Raw genomic sequence first — 19516 nt, 5'->3', positions numbered from 1 at the left:
TTACCTAAGTTACGAAAAATAAGTTAGTCGTAAACTAGGCGCTATTATTACAGCGCAAAATTAATGTAAAAACGAACATTTTAACCGAATTCTCGGTGCTATTATTTCTTTTTTAAACTCATAGCAAAACCACCACCTTCAGCTAACTTTAACCTTAAGGTTGCATCTTTTTTAAGCGCTACAGTTTCAATCACGATATCTAAAGGATTCTTATCCCAATGTGCCGCTTCACCATCCTTGTAAATACGTACCTCATAGGTCTGGTTCTCCTCTAAAAAGTCTAATGTTAGGTCTATAGTTCTAGAATTCTCATCTGTAATACCACCAATAAACCAATTGCCCGTACCACGTTCTTTCCTTGCAATGGTTACATAATCGCCCACTTCACCGTTTAAAACTTTAGTAGTTTCCCAATCGACACCTACATCTTCAATAAACTGTAAAGGTCCTGGATTGGCTTCATAATGCTCTACCAAATCGGCAGCCATTTGCACCGGACTGTAAATCACCACATACAAGGCTAGCTGTTGCGCAATGGTTGTATTAACCTGATTGTCTTTCTTAAATTCATCAAATTTAATATTGAAAATCCCTGGTGTAAAATCAATCGGTCCCGACAGCATTCTCGTAAACGCTACAATAGGAAGGTGCTCTGGAGGATTTCCCCCATCAGTAGCCCAAGCGTTAAACTCTTGCCCTCTTAAACCTTCTCGAGAAATAGTATTAGGATAGGTACGTCTTAAGCCTGTAGCTTTAATAGGTTCATGGGCATTGATTGCCACCTGATACTTCGCGGCTTTCTCAACGGTGTTGTTATAATGATTCACCATATATTGCCCGTGATGATATTCGCCTTTAGGTAAAATTTTACCCACATAGCCCGTTTTAACGGTATGCATCCCGTACTTCTGCATTAAAGCAAAAGCCGTATCTTGTTGTTTGGTATAGGTTTCTGTAGCTGCAGAAGTTTCGTGGTGCATAATAATATCCACTCCTTTTTCCTTTCCGTAACGGACCACTTCATCAATATCATAATCCGGATATGTGGTTACAAAATCGAAAACGCCTTCACGATCTTCAAAACCAATCCAATGTTCCCAGCCTGTATTCCAACCTTCAACTAAAACTCCACCGATATTATGTTTTGCTGAAAAATCAATAAAACGTTTTACATTTTCGGTGTTGGCGCCATGCGTTCCATTAGAAGTTCCGCCATCGGTCCAAGTACTCATATCTTGCGTCATACCATAATCCCAAGATGATTTCCCCAAATGCATTTCCCACCAAACTCCGGTATATTTCATAGGTTTAAACCAAGATACATCCTCTAATTTATTCGGTTCGTTTAGATTCACAATCAGTTTAGATTCAATTAAATCTGGTGCATTATCCGTAATTTGAATGGTTCTCCAAGGCGTGTTAAATGGCATAGTACGCTTCACCTTATAATCTCTATTTTCCGACCCCACTAAATGACTTTCGAGATTAAGATTTTCGGTATCTACTTTTAACGTCATCCCTGAATAATCAACTAAAGCCGCTTCATGAAAACTCAAATGCGTGCCGTCACCTCCTACCATAGTTACTGGCGTATTGACTGCATTTTCTGGAATGTAAGTTTGTGCTAAATTCTTATGATTAGCGAGTTTTAAAGCATCAATTTCAGACAGTTTAGTGGTGTTATATAAATGCTCGTAGATATCCCAATCTCCAGGAATCCAAAAGGTTTTATAATCTTCAGTAAGGTTAAATTCGGTGTGCTCTTCCGTGATATACACCTCCCCTTTTAAGCGACTTTGTTTTGGGAATTCATATCGAAATCCTAAGCCATCATCATAAACCTTAAAAACAATGTTTAAAAACCGTTCTGGACTTGTCTTTTCTTGAAGTTCAACCTTAAGCTCGTTATAGTTATTAACCACATCTAACTGTTCTCCCCACGGCATTTGCCACGTTTCATCAAAGCTTGAACTGCTTGTGTTTTTTATGATGAAATTTTTATGGAATGCAGGCAGATCTTTAAACTCGAAACCTAAATAAGAGGTATCAACAACCGTTTTATTTTTGAATTGCACCGTATAAAATGGTCGTCCTTCACTGTTCACATTAAAATCAACCTTCACATTAGCGTTAGGCGATGTGATTGCAGTGACTTTTTTTTCTTCAGAATTGCACGAGACTAATGCTAATGCCATTACTAAAATTGAAATGTAGATTTTCATGTTTATCTTTTTTGGACCTGCTAAGTTTTAGGTTATTGATTGTCATCAACGTTAAAAACCTAATAGGTTCATTTTCGTTTATTTGTTACTTTCTAATTTAGACCTGTTAGGTCTTAATTTGTTAATAAGACCTAGACCTGCTAGGTTTGAAAAACCTGCTAGGTCTTATTAACCTGTTATGGTTTTATTCCTTTTCCAAAAGTACCACATCAAATTCTGTATCTAAAGTAATGGTCCCGTTTTCTACAGTTGCTGTTTCTCCTGAATAGGCATCACGTAACATAACACGTTCTTGAAAGACCTTAGAAACATCAATCACTTTTTTACCTTTTTCAAGCTCTAAACCGATAACAACCTTATCCTTAAAATCCCCTTTTTGGTAACTTCTAGAAAAATAATAAGGCGCTTCTGAAAGCATTTGGTGCGTACCGGCTCCAATAGCAGGATGTTGAGCTCTAAATTGCCCTAATTTTTGCCAGTGCGTTAAAATGGCTTTTGTTTCAGGTTCTGTAGCAATCGCCCCCCAATTCATAAACGAACGTAAGGTAGCATCGCCTTGGGTCCCCTCTACCACCAAAGATCGTGCAGATTCATCGCCATAATAGACTTGTGAAGTTCCCGGTGCCAATAACAATGTATTAGCGGTAACATAAGGCTTTGTTCTTTCGGCATCAAACGGACTTCCGTCGTCATGAGAACTTAAATAATTAAGCGTTCCGAAACCTTTTAATTCATCCTTTAAAATTTCAGAATAATAAGCAAATAAGGCTTCGTAGCTTTTCTCTTTTGCGTTGTACTTAAATTCAAAATTAATTAAACTTTGAAAACTCGGCGGATTAAAATAATTCACTTTTTTGTCTCCAAAATCATAATATTGTCCACTACTTACCCCATAGTTATAGATTTCACCAACCAGGTAAAATGGGTTATCATCAAGTACTTTATCGGGATTATTTTTCTTGAATTGTGAAAAGGCATAATCGCATTCTACCTTAAACTCCTGCCATACATATTCTTCCGTATGTTTTACGGTATCTGCTCTGTAACCATCTACACCAAATTCTGTAATATAATCCGTTAACCACTTCATAATATAAAAGCGTGGTGCTCGTGGATGTCCGGTACGCTCAAAAAACGCATCGAGTTCTTTAACCTCTTGTTCATAACGTCCTTCAGCTTTCCATTTAGCCACTAACTGCGGTGGTAAATCGACATCCTCATTACGCTCTGTTCTTATATCCGGAAGGTTCGCAACCAAAGTACAGCTAATGGTATTGTCATAATTATCATATGAACATTGCTTATCTGTACGCACCCATTCTTCTGGCCATACCGGATCTTTTTCCGTTACAGGTCCTGTGTGATTAATTACAGCATCTAAAACAATTCTTATCCCTTTAGCGTGGGCTTCTTTTACCAATTCGTGTAAATCTGCTTTCGTTCCAAAATTAGGATCTATAGCCGTCCAATCTTTAGCCCAATAGCCATGAAATCCATAACTTAAGCCTGTACCTTCATCAGTACCACCATGAATTTGCTCTACAATAGGCGTCATCCATATGGCATTAATGCCTAAATCGGTAAAATAGCCTTCTTTTATTTTTTGAGTAATCCCTTTAAGGTCTCCCCCTTCAAAACCTCTCAATTTCCCTGGAGTTTCGGTCCTATCAAAATTAACATCGTTAGTAGGATCTCCATTATTAAACCGATCCGTTAATAAAAAGTAGAGATTAGCACCTTCCCAAACAAAAGGTGTTTCAATAGTGTGTTCTGGCTCTGCAATAGCAACCTTGTGTTCCGTATCATTGTTTTTACAACTCAAAGCGATTAGGATTAAGGTTAATAAAAATAGTTTTTTCATATGTTTTTTTAATTGCTTCTCGATACAAATTTGCTCATGCTTCACAAATTCACTCGAAGTGACGATTGGTTTTATATATTGAATGTCCTGCTAGGTTTATGAAACTTACTAGGACTTACTTTGTTTTATGTCTTGCTAGGGTTATGAAACCTGTTAGGACTTACTTTGTTTTACGTCCTGCTAGGGTTATGAAACCTGCGAGGACTTACTTTGTTTCACGTCCTGCTAGGTTCTTGACACCTGCGAGGACTAGACTTTATTTAATTTTTAATATAAACGACTCTAGAGGTTTAATATCTATTCTTACTTCCGCTTTGCCGTTTTCAATTTTTAATGTTGAAGTGTATTGCTGATACAATTGGTCTTTTACCTCATATTCACCGTCTGTAAGTTCTAATTTCTGAACTAAATCTTCAGGTAATTGCAATTCAAATCCATAGGTGTTATCGGCATTGAAGTTTGAAATGATTATCAGTTTTTCATCAGCACTCCAACGGACAAATGACAGTACTTTATCATTATACCATTCGGTGTGTTGCTGGTTGTAATACTGAATATCTTGATAGTCGCCCATTAATGCCGAACTATTAATGGTGAAATTCAACAGGCGTTTGTAAAAGTCACGAAGCGCTTTTTCTTCTTGAGTAGACTGTCCGCCATCAAACTTTTTATCATTAACCCAACGCACCATACTTGGTACACTTCCGTAGTCGAAAATCGAGGTTCGTGTTGGATCTCCAAAACCTAAATCTTCTACCGCTGGCTCCCCAAATTCTTGTCCGAAATAAATCATGGTTGGTGCCGTAGATGATGTTGCTGAAACCACCATGGCTGGTTTTCCTTTTTCTGCATGACCCGCAAAATCTGGACTTGCTATACGTTGCTCATCATGATTTTCTAAAAAATGAAGCATATGATGTTCAATATCGCTTAAATCGTCTAAAATTGGTGGCACGTTATCCGTACTTCCGTGGCCTTGCATCACGTGTTTTAAGGTATCGTACAATTGGACTTTATCATACAAATAATCCATTTTTCCTTTACGGATGTAATCGCGATACAAACTCGGGTTATACACCTCAGCGAGTAAGAATGCGTCTGGATTTTCCATTTTAATGTGTGAGTTCATATAACTCCAAAACTCTACAGGTACCATTTCAGCCATATCATAACGGAAACCATCAACGCCTTTTGCCGTCCAATACAAGGCAATATCCTTAAATTTTATCCAAGAACTTGGAACGGTTTTAGCATTCCAAAATTCGTAGTGTTTTTCGTAATCTTCGTTATCAAACCCTTCTGGTAACTCGTCAAAACCTTTTTCTCCATCAGGACTAATCCCGTAATTCACTTTTACGGTTTCGTACCAATCGTTCATATCGGGCTGTGATGCTCTAGAGCCGTTTCCTGTCCATTTTGCAGGTATTTCTTTAAATTTCCCATCAGCCATAACATGGGCTTCCCCTCCTAATGGTTGGTAGTCATTTTTCCATTCTGGAACCTTAAAAGCTTCCCCAGGATTGTAATAAAAATTGTTATTAACGGCATAAGTTTTTGTAGTATCATCTTCAGCACCAAAATCCGTCGTTCCTTCAGGATTCGTCAGACTTTGATAATTCCGTGCCACGTGATTAGGAACAATATCAATAATCACTTTTAAACCGGCCTTATGAGAACGTGCAATTAAGGCTTCAAATTCTTCTAAACGCTGGTCCACATTTTCAGCTAAATCCGGATTTACATTGTAATAATCCTTCACGGCATAAGGAGAACCGGCACGCCCTTTTACAATATCTGGATCGTCGTTAGAAATACCATATGCGGTATAATCTGTAATAACATCATGATGCGGAACACCTGTATACCAAATATGCGTCACTCCTAAATCTTTAATTTCATTTAAGGCTTTATCCGTGAAATCGTTAAATTTCCCAACCCCATTTTCTTCTAAAGTTCCCCAAGGTTTATTGTTGGTATTTGTATTACCGAATAAACGTGTAAAGACCTGATACACGACTTCTTTTTTCTTCATTTCTTTTTTCAGGCTAGTGTTATTTAATTGGGGCTGCATATCTGATTCTTTGGTTTCATTTTTACAAGCTAAAAATAACACAAAAACCAGTGCCATAGCGTTAAGAGTTCTTATCTGCATCTGATTATTTTTTTAATTTAATTTTTACTACAGTATTTTCATGTGGACGACGTTCTACAGGAATCTGAAGGGTTTTAGTGGCTTCAATCCAAGTAAATTCACGGCTTTTTCCCACACGTACTTTTCGAGGTTTTTCTTGAAGGCCATGTATTATAAGTTGAAATACGCGGTCCTTCGCTTTGGTGTTTTCTCCTACAACGACATTAATATGAAACTCTAATTGCTTAGCGTCCTGCTGCATTTTAAATTTCAGTATTTCGTAGTTCTCATTCGCTATAGGCTGAGGTGTTAAACCATTATCTGTATAAATATCTCGAGCACTCGTCGTGATGCTTTCATCATAGTAATAGTGAAGCTCATAAAACGTATCCTTATAATCTAATGTAGTTTGAAGTCCCGCTGAGCTTGGAATGAAAGCCCCTGCTCTCACAAAGGTGGGGATGGAATTCTCTTTTAGTGGAATCGTTTTTGTTTGTCCACCTTCAATTTTCTCCTGGGTATAGAAATCAAACCAGACCTGATCTTTCGGAAAATAAACCTCCTGCTCCGTTAATCCTGCTTCTAACACTGGGGACACCAAAATGTCATTTCCCCATAAATAGGTTTTTGAATAGTTGAATAATTCAGGATTATCAGATTCTTCAAAAAACAGGGGACGCATTAAGGGTTTTCCAAATTGATTATTCTCATACACCAAGTTGTAATTGTAAGGCAACAATTTGTAACGTAATTCAATGGCTTCTTTGGCTAAAGCTTTCGCTTTTTCGCTTCTAAAAACGGGCTCACTAGGTACATCTTCTTGAGCGTGTGGTCTAAACACAGGATTAAAAACACCGTATTGTAACCAGCGCACATAGAGTTCATCATCTAAATTATCGCCTGCAAACCCACCTAAATCTGAGTGCATATACGCCAAGCCTTGCATGCCCATTTGCAAGGCGATTTCGGGCTGACTTTGTAAGCCTCCCCAAGTTCTATTGACATCACCAGACCACGGAATCATGCCATAACGTTGAGAACCGGAATAGCCTGCACGCATTAGAATAAACGGTCTTGTATTTGGGAAATCGCGCTGATAACCTTCATAAATCAATCGTGCCCAATCATGTCCGTAAATATTATGAACTTCATTAGCCGACCCAGTATGATGTTGTACCCAATCGGGGTGAACCTCAGGCTCTCCTAAATCGCCCCATATGCCAGCAACGCCCATATTAAGAATGTTTTTATAAATGTCCCAAAACCACTCTTCGCCTTCAGGTTTGTAAATATCTATAAGCCCTGTGTTTCCAAAGTAAAAATCGTATTGCGCCGCTTGCCCTGTGCTATCGGTGGCAAGGACTTCTTTTTTAACCGCTTCATCCCATTTTTTAGAGGTTGTTAACACGAAGGGTTCTGTGATGGTGATGGTTTTTACACCATTACGATTAAGACGTTTTACCATACCTTCAAAATCTGGAAATGAATCTCGGAACACTTCTAAATTCCCCATCGTACCTTTAAGGGTTTTACCAAACCAATATAGATCCAGAATAATAGCATCCACAGGAATGTCTTCATCCTTAAATTTTTGAATGGTCATCTCCACTTCCTCTTGAGAATGGTAACCAAAACGGCTAGAAAAGTTCCCCAATGCCCAACGCGGTAACATGGGTTGCTTCCCCGTTAATTTGGTGTAGTTATTCGTAATATCGTACCAAGAATCTCCAACAATAAGCTGATAGGTTTTGCGGCCGGAAATGCTTTCGTATTTTAAGGTATTATCTCCTTTACTATCTAAGTCTAAAAATCCGATTGGAGCATTATCAAAATGAAGCATATATTGCTTTGAAGACAAAACCACCGGCATGGTATAATTCATTAATTCGCTATGCGTTTCATAACCATAATGCGCCCGATTATAAAGTTGCAGGCGATGACCGCGACGGTTCATCCCTAAAGCTCTTGCGCCGGCGCCGTATAAGACTTCATCTTTGGTAAGATTAAATTGAAGGGTTTCTAAACTGTCATTTTTGACATAGCCTTTTTTTTCTGAAATTAGCGGTTGATCCTTATAATAATAGGCAATCTGAAATGGTGTTTTAGTAATCACGATCTTTACGGCATCAGTACGAATAGTGATGCTTTTATCGGCTTCTGAAACTTCAAAAATGGAAAAATCAGGCTTAGCCACCACGGCATGCGACTTGGTATTACGCGCCTCGCCCTCTGGAATAAATGTGGTTTCTATGATTTCTGAAGTATAGGCTTTAAACACATAAACTCCATCATTAACAACTACCGTCGGTTGGTTATCCTGATGCCACGCAAAGGCTTCAAACCTACGGTCTGAATTTTGAGCCGTTATGGCAATCGTAAATAACGCTATGCTGAATACTAAAAGTAAATTTCTCATAAATAGATTTTAAAACTATAAGGTTTCTGCAACCTTGTAGGATAGTATGACGCTGCTTTTCGCTTTTAACTGTAGGGTTTTATCCCAAACAATGTTGTCGTGGGTTATAATATTGGTCAAGGTCTTCCCTTGAAGTCCTAACTCTTCAAATCGAGAGAGCTCTAAATCTTGTGGGCTTTCATTCTTATTTATAATATGAACTACGGTTTCATTAGCCACACTACGCGCTAAAACATAAATCCCATTTTCAGGGGCAAAATGCAAGGTTTCCCCCTCTTGCAAGGCCATACTTGTCTTTCTATAATTAAGAATCTGTTTTAAAAACAACTGCATCTCTTTCTGTGCTCCCGACAAACCTTCTCCCGTAAAAGCATTGACTTGGTCTCCTTGCCAGCCGCCCGGAAAATCTGTACGGATAAGCCCATGATCTCCTGGATTATCAAAATCATCCATTAAAATTTCGGTACCGTAATATATTTGAGGAATTCTAGGCATGGTTAACAAATAACTCAAGGCCATTTTCGTTTTTTCAAGATCACCATTGAGTTCGGTATACACCCGACTTTTATCGTGATTATCTAAAAAAGCCATAATAGATTTTGGCGCGGTGTATGCAAAATCATTAGCGAGACCTTCATACATTTTAATAAGTCCTTGGTCCCACGATTCGTCTTCATTTAAAGCCTCAATAATATTCTTTTGCATGGCAAAATCCATCGTAGAACTTAAATAAGATTGATACCCATCGGTATTGTGATGCCCTTCTTGCCAATACCCAATTAATAAGGGATTATAACTCCACTCTTCCCCAACAATTGAAAAATTAGGATATTCCGTCATAATAGCTCCTGCCCACTGACTCATAAACGTTTTATCGGGGTACGGATACGTATCTTGTCTTATACCCCCTAAGCCCAAAGTTTCTACCCACCACAGACTATTCTGAATGATATAAGTTGCCATAAACGGGTTGCGTTGATTAAGGTCTGGCATATCGGAAACAAACCATCCTTCAGTCATTTCCTTATAATCTATTTTAGAAGCGTATGGATCTTGATTTGTGGTACGCCTATGGTTAGAAGTTATGGTGGATTTCCAATCCCAATCGGACTTATGTTTTTCGTAATTTTCTTGATAATTCACCCAATCTTTAAACGGTAAATCTTTCATCCACCAATGCTGTAAGCCACAATGATTAGCCACCTGATCCATAATAAGTTTCATATGACGTCCTTTTAAATTTTCTGCTAATGCTTTATAATCGGCAAGCGTACCAAAGCGCGGATCTACCTGATAGAAATCTGTCATTGCATAACCATGATAGGAGCCCGAGGGCATATCATTGGTTAATACAGGACAAGGCCAAACCGCTGTAAAGCCTAGGTCTTCTATATAATCTAAATGTTCAGTAATTCCTTGTAAATCGCCACCATGACGCGCATAATTATTAGACCTATCAACACCCTGTTCTAATAAACCCTCTACCGTATCATTTTGTGGGTTAGCATTGGCAAAACGATCTGGTGTAATGAGGTAAATAGCGTCTGAACTCTTGAAGCCCACATAATCTTCTGCCGATTGCGGTCTTGCTTTTAAGGTATAGGTTTGAACAAGATCGGGTTGATCTTCAAATTGAAATCTAATATTAAATTGACCTGGAAGCGTATTTTCAGCCAGCTCTAAATCTAAAAACAGATAATTAGGACTCTCTGCTTTATGCACTGCTGTTATTGAAACGCCCGTATAATTTATTTGAGGACTTGCATTTCCTATTTCAGGATGATGCACGAGCAGTTGTAAGGTTTTATTTTTAAAGCCCACCCACCAATGTGGAGGCTCTACACGTTGAATATCGTTTTTTATTTCAGTAACTTTTTCAGTGCTTACTTGATGTTTTGAAGTCGTTTCTGTACAAGACAAAAGACTAAGACCTATAACAATTCCTATAAGTTTTAATGCATTCATATAATTGATATTTAGACTTTCACTGCACTGAAAAATGAGTTGCTTTCATTTAATAATGAAAAAACACCTACAAGGTTTAGAAAACCTTGTAGGATATTAAAATATATGATGTAGACTGAAATAAAGCCTTACATCAGGACTAACCATTTAAACCGTAACTAAATTGTTAGGGCTAATTGTAATTTCCTTACCATGAACTAAAATCTGTAAGTCTTCATCACCTGCCAACTCAAAACGGGTTTCATTCTGATTGACACTAACGGTAATAATTTGATGTCTAAAATTCACTTTAAACGAGTATCCTTCCCACTGTTGTAGTATTTTAGGCTCAAAAGACAAGGTATTATTCTTAACACGCATACCTCCAAATCCTTCTACAATACTCATCCAAGTTCCAGCCATAGAGGTAATATGTAAACCTTCATGTACTTCATGATTATAATCGTCTAAGTCTAAACGCGAAGTTCTTAAATAGAAGGTGTAAGCTTGCTCCATACGGTCTAATTTTGCCGCTTGAATACTATGAACACAAGGTGATAATGAACTCTCATGAACGGTAAACGGTTCATAAAAATCGAAATGACGTTCTAACTCTTCCATTGAAAACTGGTCTTCAAAGAAATACATCCCTTGTAAGGTATCCGCTTGCTTGATATATGGCGATCTTAAAATGCGATCCCAAGACCATTTCTGGTTAATTGGGCGCTGTGACTTGTCTAAATCTGCCACAGTAATAAGTTCTTTATCTAAGAAGCCGTCTTGCTGTAAGTAAACATTGTGTGTTTCTGAAAATGGGAAATACATATTATTTGCCACCTCTAACCACTCTTGCACTTCCGCTTTAGACAGTTTAGCCTTATTCATAATACGGGTATAGTCTGAACTGTATTCAGCCTCTACTTTTTCAATATTTTCAGCCGCATATTTAATACACCACTGAGCAATATAATTGGTATAGAAATTATTATTTATGTTATTCTCATATTCGTTAGGTCCGGTAACACCAAGGATAACATATTTATTTTTATCCGCTGAAAAAGTTGCTCTTTGGTGCCAGAATCTCGCGATACCAATTAACACTTCTAAGCCCATTTCTGGAATATAACTGTAATCGTTAGTAAACCTGTAATAATTAAAAATAGCAAAAGCAATGGCTCCATTTCTATGGATTTCTTCAAAGGTAATTTCCCATTCGTTATGGCATTCCTCTCCATTCATAGTTACCATAGGATATAAAGCCGCTCCATTTTTAAACCCAAGTTTTTCGGCATTTTCAATTGCTTTTTGTAAATGATTATGTCTATAGGCTAATAAATTTCTAGCCACACTTTGGTCTTTGGTTGCCATATAAAATGGAATACAATAAGCCTCGGTATCCCAATAGGTACTTCCGCCGTACTTTTCGCCAGTAAATCCTTTTGGACCAATATTTAAGGTTTTATCCGTTCCTAAATAGGTCTGGTTTAAATGGAAAATATTAAATCGGATCCCTTGTTGCGCTTTAACATCCCCTTCAATGGTGATATCTGCCATGTCCCAAATCTGAGCCCAAGCTTGTTTTTGTTCTTCTAATAATTCTGAAAAGCCAACCGATTTAGCGTCTTTTAAAACTTCTGAAGCTACCGTGATCAATTCATCTTTATCGTGATTACGATCTACAGTATACCCTCCAAATTTATGAATGGTATAAGCCTCACCTTTAGCCACCTTATGCGTGTATGAAAATGCAACTGTAGTGTCTGTTTCCTCTATTTGAGAGGCAATTTCAATAAGGTTACCATTACTAAACAATTGCGACTCCATAAAGGTACAGGTGTAAAATTCTGTCTTCATGGTTTTAGCCTCAATAAAGGCTTTTTCACCATCTTTAGAAATCTTTAAAGTATCCCAAAATTTATCGTCCCAATTGGTATCTTCATTAGTAATACCACTATCTATATAAGGTTGGTATGTAATTTCAGCGTCCGTATTTAAAGGCGTAACGGCGTAATGGATTACTCCTAATTCGTCACGTTTTAAACTTAAAAAACGTTTCGCTTCAACTTTAACGGTAACATCATTAGGAAGTGTAGCTGTAAAACTTCGAGACAACCAACCTTCTTTCATATTCAATTCGCGCTTAAAGTCCTCTACCGCTTTACACGTATGTAGATCTAAATTTTCGCCATTAACAGACACGTTAATCCCAATCCAACTCGGTGCATTTAAAACTTTAGCGAAATATTCTGGATATCCATTTTTCCACCAGCCTACTTTGGTTTTATCAGGGTAATAGACCCCTGCGATATAGCTCCCTTGAAAGGTAGGACCAGAGTAGTTTTCTTCGAAATTAGCACGTTGTCCCATGGCACCATTTCCGATGCTAAATAAACTTTCTGATGCCTTAACTTGTTGAGGATCGAATCCTTCTTCTAAGATTGACCAATTGTTTGGTATGATATAATCTAGATTCATTAGTATACTATTTTAGTAGCCTCTTTTGAGACGTTTATTTTTATTAATTTTCAATTAAAGATTTTAAGAAATCGTCAGACATCTCAGTGAAGTCGTTAAACACATAATCGGCATGTCCTAAAACATCCTTGCTTCCAATCCCTATAGAAATCATATTAGCCGCATTGGCCGCTTCTACACCGGCAACTGAATCTTCAAAAACAATACAGTCTTCGGGTTTCATGTTAATTTCTTTAGCGGCAATTAAGAACACCTCTGGATCGGGTTTTGCTTTAGACACATCGTTACCATCTACAATGGCATCAAAGTCTGAAATAATATGAACGCGCTCTAAAATGGTTCTTGCATTCTTACTTGCTGAACCTAAAGAAATAGGTTGCTTATTGGTTTTGAGGTACTGTAAAACTCTAGGAACATCGGGAAGAATTTCACTATCATCCATTTCTGCGATGTAGCCTAAGTACTCTTCGTTCTTTTTCCCCATTAAATCTTGAAACAGTTGGTCTGAAATGGTTTTATTTCCCCAGGTCAAGATTTTCTCTAAAGACCGCACGCGGCTTACCCCTTTTAATTGTTCGTTTTCTTTTTCTGTAAAATTGATATCTAAGCCTTTAGCTAACTTTTGCCAAGCTAAAAAATGATATTTTGCAGTATCTACGATGACACCATCTAAATCGAATATGAATCCTTTTTTGTTCATTTACTTTTATTTTTGAATGACGTCATCAACGTCTTTTACTTTTGAAACTAAAGCTGCCGCGATTAAAAAGCTGACCCCACTGATCACTAAGGCAAATATGGCCTGATCGCCGTAAGCATATTTTACGAGTGGCCCACCAATAAGGGCATTGATAATTTGAGGGATAACAATAAAGAAGTTAAAAATCCCCATGTAAACCCCCATCTTTTTTGGAGAAATAGAGCCGGCTAAAATAGCGTATGGCATAGCCAAAATACTAGCCCACGCAATACCTACACCAATCATAGAGACGATAAGCCAATTTTCATCGGGCATCACATAGACCGAAAGCAAACCAATACCTCCAATAATTAAAGAGATGGCATGGGTACGCTTACGTCCAATTTTCTTAGCGATATACGGTAAGGCAAAGGCGTAAAAGGCCGAAACTAGATTGTAGATTCCGAAAAGAATCCCTACCCAATCGCCGGCATCTTGATACGTAGAACTACTACTATCTGTAGGTGGTAAGTGATAAATATGCTGCGCAATGGCTGGGGTTGCAAAAACCCACATTCCGAAGAGCCCAAACCAAGAAAAGAATTGCACCCAACTCAGTTGGCGCATGGTGACAGGCATTTGCTTAAAATCGTCTAGAATATCTAAAAGGCTCGATTTTTCGTCCTCAGACACTTCAAGACCATCATGTTCCGGATGTTCTTGATCAAAAGCATGCATTTCTTCAGGAGAATACTCTTTTGTCGTGATGACGGTAACTAATATTGAAATGATCAATATTAATGCGCCAATAATAAACGACCAAATAAGATTTGCAGGCACGGCTCCTGCTTCGGTTTGGTTAGAAACACCAAACCAATTTGCTAAAGCATAAGGTAACCAAGACCCTATAACAGCGCCAAACCCAATTAAGGCTGTTTGAATACTAAACCCTGCGGTACGCTGATCGGTTCTAAGGTTATCACCGACTAAAGCACGAAAGGGCTCCATAGCGATATTAAACGACGCATCCATGATCATTAGCATTCCTGCCCCCACCCAAAGTGCTGGCAAAAAGGCAATAAACATATCGGCTTGCGGCATAAGCACTAAACCTATAGACGCTAAAATTGCACCGACTAGAAAATAAGGTTTTCTACGGCCAAATTTTCCCCAGGTCTGATCGCTATAATGCCCAACAATAGGCTGAACAATAAGTCCCATAAGGGGTGCTATGATCCAAAACCATGACAGTTCATGAACATCAGCTCCGAAAATTTGAAGTATTCTACTTGCGTTGGCATTTTGAAGGGCGAAACCCATCTGTATTCCTAGAAATCCAAAACTCATGTTCCAGATTTGCCAGAAACTTAATCTACGCTTTTCCATTAAATAGTATATTAATATTAATACTATTCTGACAAGCTTAGCTTATCAAAACTTATTTCAGTGAGAAGTGAAAATATAAGTTTTGATTATGCCACAAAGATATAAAAGATTTTAAAACGGCAATAATAAATTTCTACTTGGTAGATTCGCGCTCCACCAAATCCGTGGTAATGACTACGGTTTGAAAAACCTCATCGGCACTGTTAAATTCTTTTTCTAATTTATCAATTAATAGCTCTGCAGCCTTTTCTCCCATTTGTTGCGCATGTTGACTTACCGTAGTGAGACTCGGGGTTGCATGCTTAGACAAGACGCCATCTGTAAAGCCAATAACCTGAACATCATTAGGAACATCGTGCCCTAAACGACGTGCAATTTTCATGGCTAATAACGCATAAATTTCATTTACCGCAAATACGCCATCTAAGTTAGGATTGGACTTAAATAAGTGTTCAATTTCACTTTCAAGCGCTTCCATATGGGCTTCATAATCTAAAGATTCGTCGATTTTCAGAATTAATTCGGCTTTCGGAATAATGCCATGCTCTTCCAAGGCTTCTAAATAGCCCTGTGTTCTTAATTTCCCTACACTCACGTAATCTTCGGTAGTAATTAAGGCAATAGACTGACATCCATTATCTATTAATTTTCTGACCGCTTTTTTAGCGCCATTAAAATCATCTACAATAACTTTATCACAGTTTACATCAGAAACCACACGATCAAACATCACTATAGGCATCCCCTGCGTCATGGTTTCATTAAAATGATGGTAATCCTGTAATTTTAAAGTTTCCTTAGACATAGACAGAACGAACCCATCAATACTGCCGTTGGCCAGCATTTCCATATTAATTACTTCCTTAGAAAACGACTCGTTAGACAAACCTACAATAACGTTATACCCTCTTTTATTAGCCACCAGCTCTACACCACTAATTACTTTAGAGAAAAAATGGTGTACAATTTCAGGAATAATAATCCCAATAGTATTGGTTCTTCGGTTTTTAAGACTTAAAGCAATATTATTAGGCTTGTAATTATAGAGTTTCGCAAAGGCCTGAACTTTCTGTTTGGTATCATCACTAATTTCGGCACTATTCCGTAAGGCTTTAGAGACAGTAGAAATAGAGACATCAAGTTCTCTGGCGATTTGTTTTAAGGTAATTTTTCGTTTCATAGAGGTCTAAATAATCGTAGCTAAGATACAACTAAAATAAGTGTATTTTAAATTTTAGAATTTTGGAGTTCGTAATTTTTATATCTTTTTAATATAATATGCTCAGTTTTTGATAAATATCCTGAGAATGTTAATATTCAGGAAAAGTTTTTAACACGAAAACGTTTTCGTGACTTTCATCATATTTTTTACCCACGTATTCACATTAAATTTACATAGATTTAACCCGAGAAGTGAAAATATAAACTAATTAACTAAGCAATTAACTTAAACACATTGTATGAAAACAATTTTAAATGCTTTACTATTCTGTCTCTTAATACTACCAGCATCCTTGATGGCACAATCAACTGTCACTGGTACCGTTACAGATGAAGCAAACGCCATGCCTCTACCTGGTGTAAATGTTGTAATTAAGGGAACCTCCCGAGGAACATCGACAGATTTCGATGGTAATTACGCACTAGAAGTAAGTCAAGGAGAGATATTAGTGATTTCGTATGTCGGTTATATGACACAAGAAATCGTCTTTAATGGCCAAACACCAATTAATGTAGTCCTAGCAGAAGATTCCGCTCAATTAGAAGAAGTGGTTCTTATTGGTTATGGCTCTGTAAAGAAAGACGATTTAACAGGTGCAGCCGACTTATTAAAAGCTGAAGATTTTAACCAAGGACCCTTAGTGTCTGCTCAACAATTAATATCGGGTAAAATAGCCGGTGTTTCTGTAACCTCATCAAGTGGATCTCCAGGAGATGGTCAGAATATTGTTATTAGAGGTAATGGATCTTTATCCTTATCGAGCAATCCGCTTATCGTTTTAGATGGTATTCCATTAGACCAAGGTGGTGTAGCTGGATCTAGAAACCCATTAAACCTTATTAATCCAAATGATATTGAAAGCATGACGGTATTAAAAGATGCCTCTGCAACCTCTATTTATGGATCTCGAGCTGCCAATGGTGTAATTATGATTACGACTAAAAAAGGTAAAGACTCTGAGTTTAAATTCAACGCTACAAGTTCTGCTACGGTACGTACCGCTGTAAACCGTGTAGACGTTTTAAATGCTGACCAATTTAGAAGTATCGTTAACACGCACCCTGGAGCTGACGCCACTACAATTGGCCTTTTAGGAAATGCGAATACCGATTGGCAAGATGAGATTTACCAAACCGCTTTTGGTCAAGATCACTCCTTTAGTGCTTTAGGTAGTTTATACGGTGTTCCAATGCGTGTGTCTTTAGGACATTCTGATCATGATGGAACTTTAAAACGTGATAACTTTCAAAGAACAACAGCGTCATTAAACTTATCACCAAGATTATTTGACGATCACTTAAAGATAGATATTACCGCTAGAGGGAACTACACTGAAAACTTTTTCGCCAACCGTGGTGCCATTTCTAGTGCGAATAGCTATGATCCTACACAAGCCGTTTACGATCCTAACTCGCAATATGGTGGTTATTTTTCTTGGATTGATAGTTCAACAGGACAGCAACCTAATTTAGCAGGAACAAACCCAGTAGCTTTATTAAACTTAAATGATGACAGCTCTGAGGTTAGACGTCTTATTTTAAACGGTAAAGCTGATTATAAGCTTCATTTCTTTAACGACATTACAGCAACTGTAAGTGCCGGTATCGATAAAGCTAACAGTCATGGTAGAACTTTGGTTTCAGAGCTTATACCAACTTCAGATTTAACTTGGAATGGATCACGTAGCACGTACACCAATAACTCAACAAACAAGTTATTTGATGCCTACTTAACCTATAATAAATCTATTAACGATATTCACAACATCACTGCCGTAGCAGGGTATTCTTACCAGTCTTTTGAATATGACAACTACAGTTATGATAGTGAAGCGGAAGAAGATGGTAACGACTTTGAGTTTATTGATAAGTCTAAAAATGTACTCCTGTCTTACTTTGGACGTTTAAACTATGATTATGACGGTCGTTATTTAGTTACTGCAACGTTAAGAGCCGATGCATCTTCTAAATTAAACCCAGATGATCGTTGGGGTTATTTCCCTTCTGTTGCTTTAGCTTGGAATTTACATAATGAAGAGTTCTTATCAAACAGCAACAATATAAATGAGTTAAAATTAAGATTTGGATATGGTGAAGTTGGTAACGTTAATGGTTTAGGAGATTATTTATTCTTAACCCGTTATACCGGTAGTCAGTCTACAGCAAACTACCAATTTGGAAACGCATTCTACCAAACCTACCGTCCAGACCCATTAAATGAAAACTTAAAATGGGAAATTGGTAACACCTTAAACGTTGGTTTAGATTACAGTTTCTTTAACCGAAGAGTTTCTGGTTCTGTAAATGTGTACCAAAAACAAACTAAAGATTTAATTGCCTCTGCTTCTGTAGATCCATTTACAAACTTTGGTTCAGCTATTGAAAAGAACATTGGCGATATGCAAAACCGCGGGTTTGAATTTGCTTTAAATCTAGTTCCTGTAAGAACAGATGATTTTGAATGGTCTTTAAGCTACAACATTGCATTTAATGACAATGAAATTACAAGCCTTCCATTCGATCAAGAAACTGGAGGTATCAGTGGTGGTGTTGGTAACAACGTACAATTACATACAGAAGGTGAAGCGCCATATAGCTTCTACGTTTTTCAACAAGTATACGATAATAACGGAAAACCAATTGAAGGTGCTTTTGTAGATCGTAACGGTGATAACGTTATAAACGATTCGGATAAATACATCTATAAAGATCCATACGCAGATGTTATTATGGGATTAAACACCAACTTAAGTTATAAAAAATGGGATCTATCTGTAGTGACTAGAGCCAACATCGGAAACTATGCTTATAATGATGTAGCTGCTGGAAATTCTTACTTAGATGGTATCATTCCAACAACCAATAACTTTTTAACAAACATCCATGCGAGTTATTTAGAAAACGGTTTTGTAAGCCAATCTAATGAAAACACCTTTTTAAGTAGTCACTATATTGAGGAAGCTTCTTTCTTTAAAATAGACAACATTACTTTAGGTTACACTTTAGACCAAGCCATTAAGGATGTTTCTGTAAGACTTTACGGCTCAGTTCAAAACGTGGCTACAATTACAGATTATAAAGGCTTAGACCCAGAAATCACTGGAGGTATTGATAGCAACTTCTATCCAAGACCAAGATCATTTGTATTTGGAGTCAACGTTGATTTTTAAAAAAGTTTGAA

Annotated in this window: 10 protein-coding genes; 1 reads left to right on the top strand and 9 read right to left on the bottom strand. The window is 37.5% G+C overall.

Annotation, left to right across the window (positions count from 1 at the left end; genetic code table 11):
- Positions 1-101: 101 nt before the first annotated feature.
- The 9 genes from ACFQ13_RS15720 to ACFQ13_RS15680 form a co-directional block, all read right to left on the bottom strand.
- Positions 102-2222, bottom strand: a complete 2121-nt coding sequence (locus ACFQ13_RS15720; RefSeq protein WP_386119026.1) for a glycoside hydrolase family 97 protein — start codon at positions 2220-2222, stop codon at positions 102-104.
- A 184-nt stretch (positions 2223-2406) separates the two neighbouring features.
- Positions 2407-4083: an alpha-amylase family glycosyl hydrolase gene (locus ACFQ13_RS15715; RefSeq protein WP_386119024.1), complete on the bottom strand. Its 1677-nt coding sequence runs from the start codon at positions 4081-4083 to the stop codon at positions 2407-2409.
- A 256-nt stretch (positions 4084-4339) separates the two neighbouring features.
- A complete protein-coding gene (locus ACFQ13_RS15710; RefSeq protein WP_449361599.1) occupies positions 4340-6235 on the bottom strand; it encodes an alpha-amylase family glycosyl hydrolase in 1896 nt (631 codons plus the stop codon).
- A gap of 4 nt (positions 6236-6239) precedes the next feature.
- A complete protein-coding gene (locus ACFQ13_RS15705) occupies positions 6240-8630 on the bottom strand; it encodes a glycoside hydrolase family 31 protein (protein WP_386119022.1) in 2391 nt (796 codons plus the stop codon).
- Between the two features lie 15 nt (positions 8631-8645).
- Positions 8646-10595, bottom strand: coding sequence for a glycoside hydrolase family 13 protein (locus ACFQ13_RS15700; protein ID WP_386119019.1), 1950 nt, complete (start codon positions 10593-10595; stop codon positions 8646-8648).
- Positions 10596-10742: 147 nt separating this feature from the next.
- Positions 10743-13049 carry a glycoside hydrolase family 65 protein gene (locus tag ACFQ13_RS15695; protein ID WP_386119017.1) on the bottom strand — a complete coding sequence of 769 codons (2307 nt, stop codon included), beginning with the start codon at positions 13047-13049 and terminating at the stop codon, positions 10743-10745.
- A 43-nt stretch (positions 13050-13092) separates the two neighbouring features.
- Positions 13093-13749 (bottom strand): beta-phosphoglucomutase, encoded by a 657-nt coding sequence (pgmB, locus tag ACFQ13_RS15690; protein ID WP_386119015.1) that lies wholly within the window; start codon positions 13747-13749, stop codon positions 13093-13095.
- A gap of 6 nt (positions 13750-13755) precedes the next feature.
- The gene (locus ACFQ13_RS15685) at positions 13756-15114 is read right to left on the bottom strand and encodes an MFS transporter (RefSeq protein WP_386119012.1); all 1359 of its coding nucleotides are present in this window, start codon (positions 15112-15114) and stop codon (positions 13756-13758) included.
- A gap of 133 nt (positions 15115-15247) precedes the next feature.
- On the bottom strand, positions 15248-16294 hold the full coding sequence (locus ACFQ13_RS15680) for a LacI family DNA-binding transcriptional regulator (RefSeq protein ID WP_114308435.1): 1047 nt from the start codon (positions 16292-16294) through the stop codon (positions 15248-15250).
- Positions 16295-16574: 280 nt separating this feature from the next.
- Between ACFQ13_RS15680 and ACFQ13_RS15675 the strand changes: the two genes are divergently transcribed.
- Positions 16575-19505 (top strand): SusC/RagA family TonB-linked outer membrane protein, encoded by a 2931-nt coding sequence (locus tag ACFQ13_RS15675; protein WP_386119009.1) that lies wholly within the window; start codon positions 16575-16577, stop codon positions 19503-19505.
- Positions 19506-19516: the final 11 nt, after the last annotated feature.

Origin of the sequence: Winogradskyella rapida, from assembly GCF_042675845.1 — a bacterium.
Classification (GTDB): Bacteria; Bacteroidota; Bacteroidia; order Flavobacteriales; family Flavobacteriaceae; genus Winogradskyella; species Winogradskyella rapida.
This window is presented reverse-complemented; position numbering and strand designations above follow the sequence as displayed.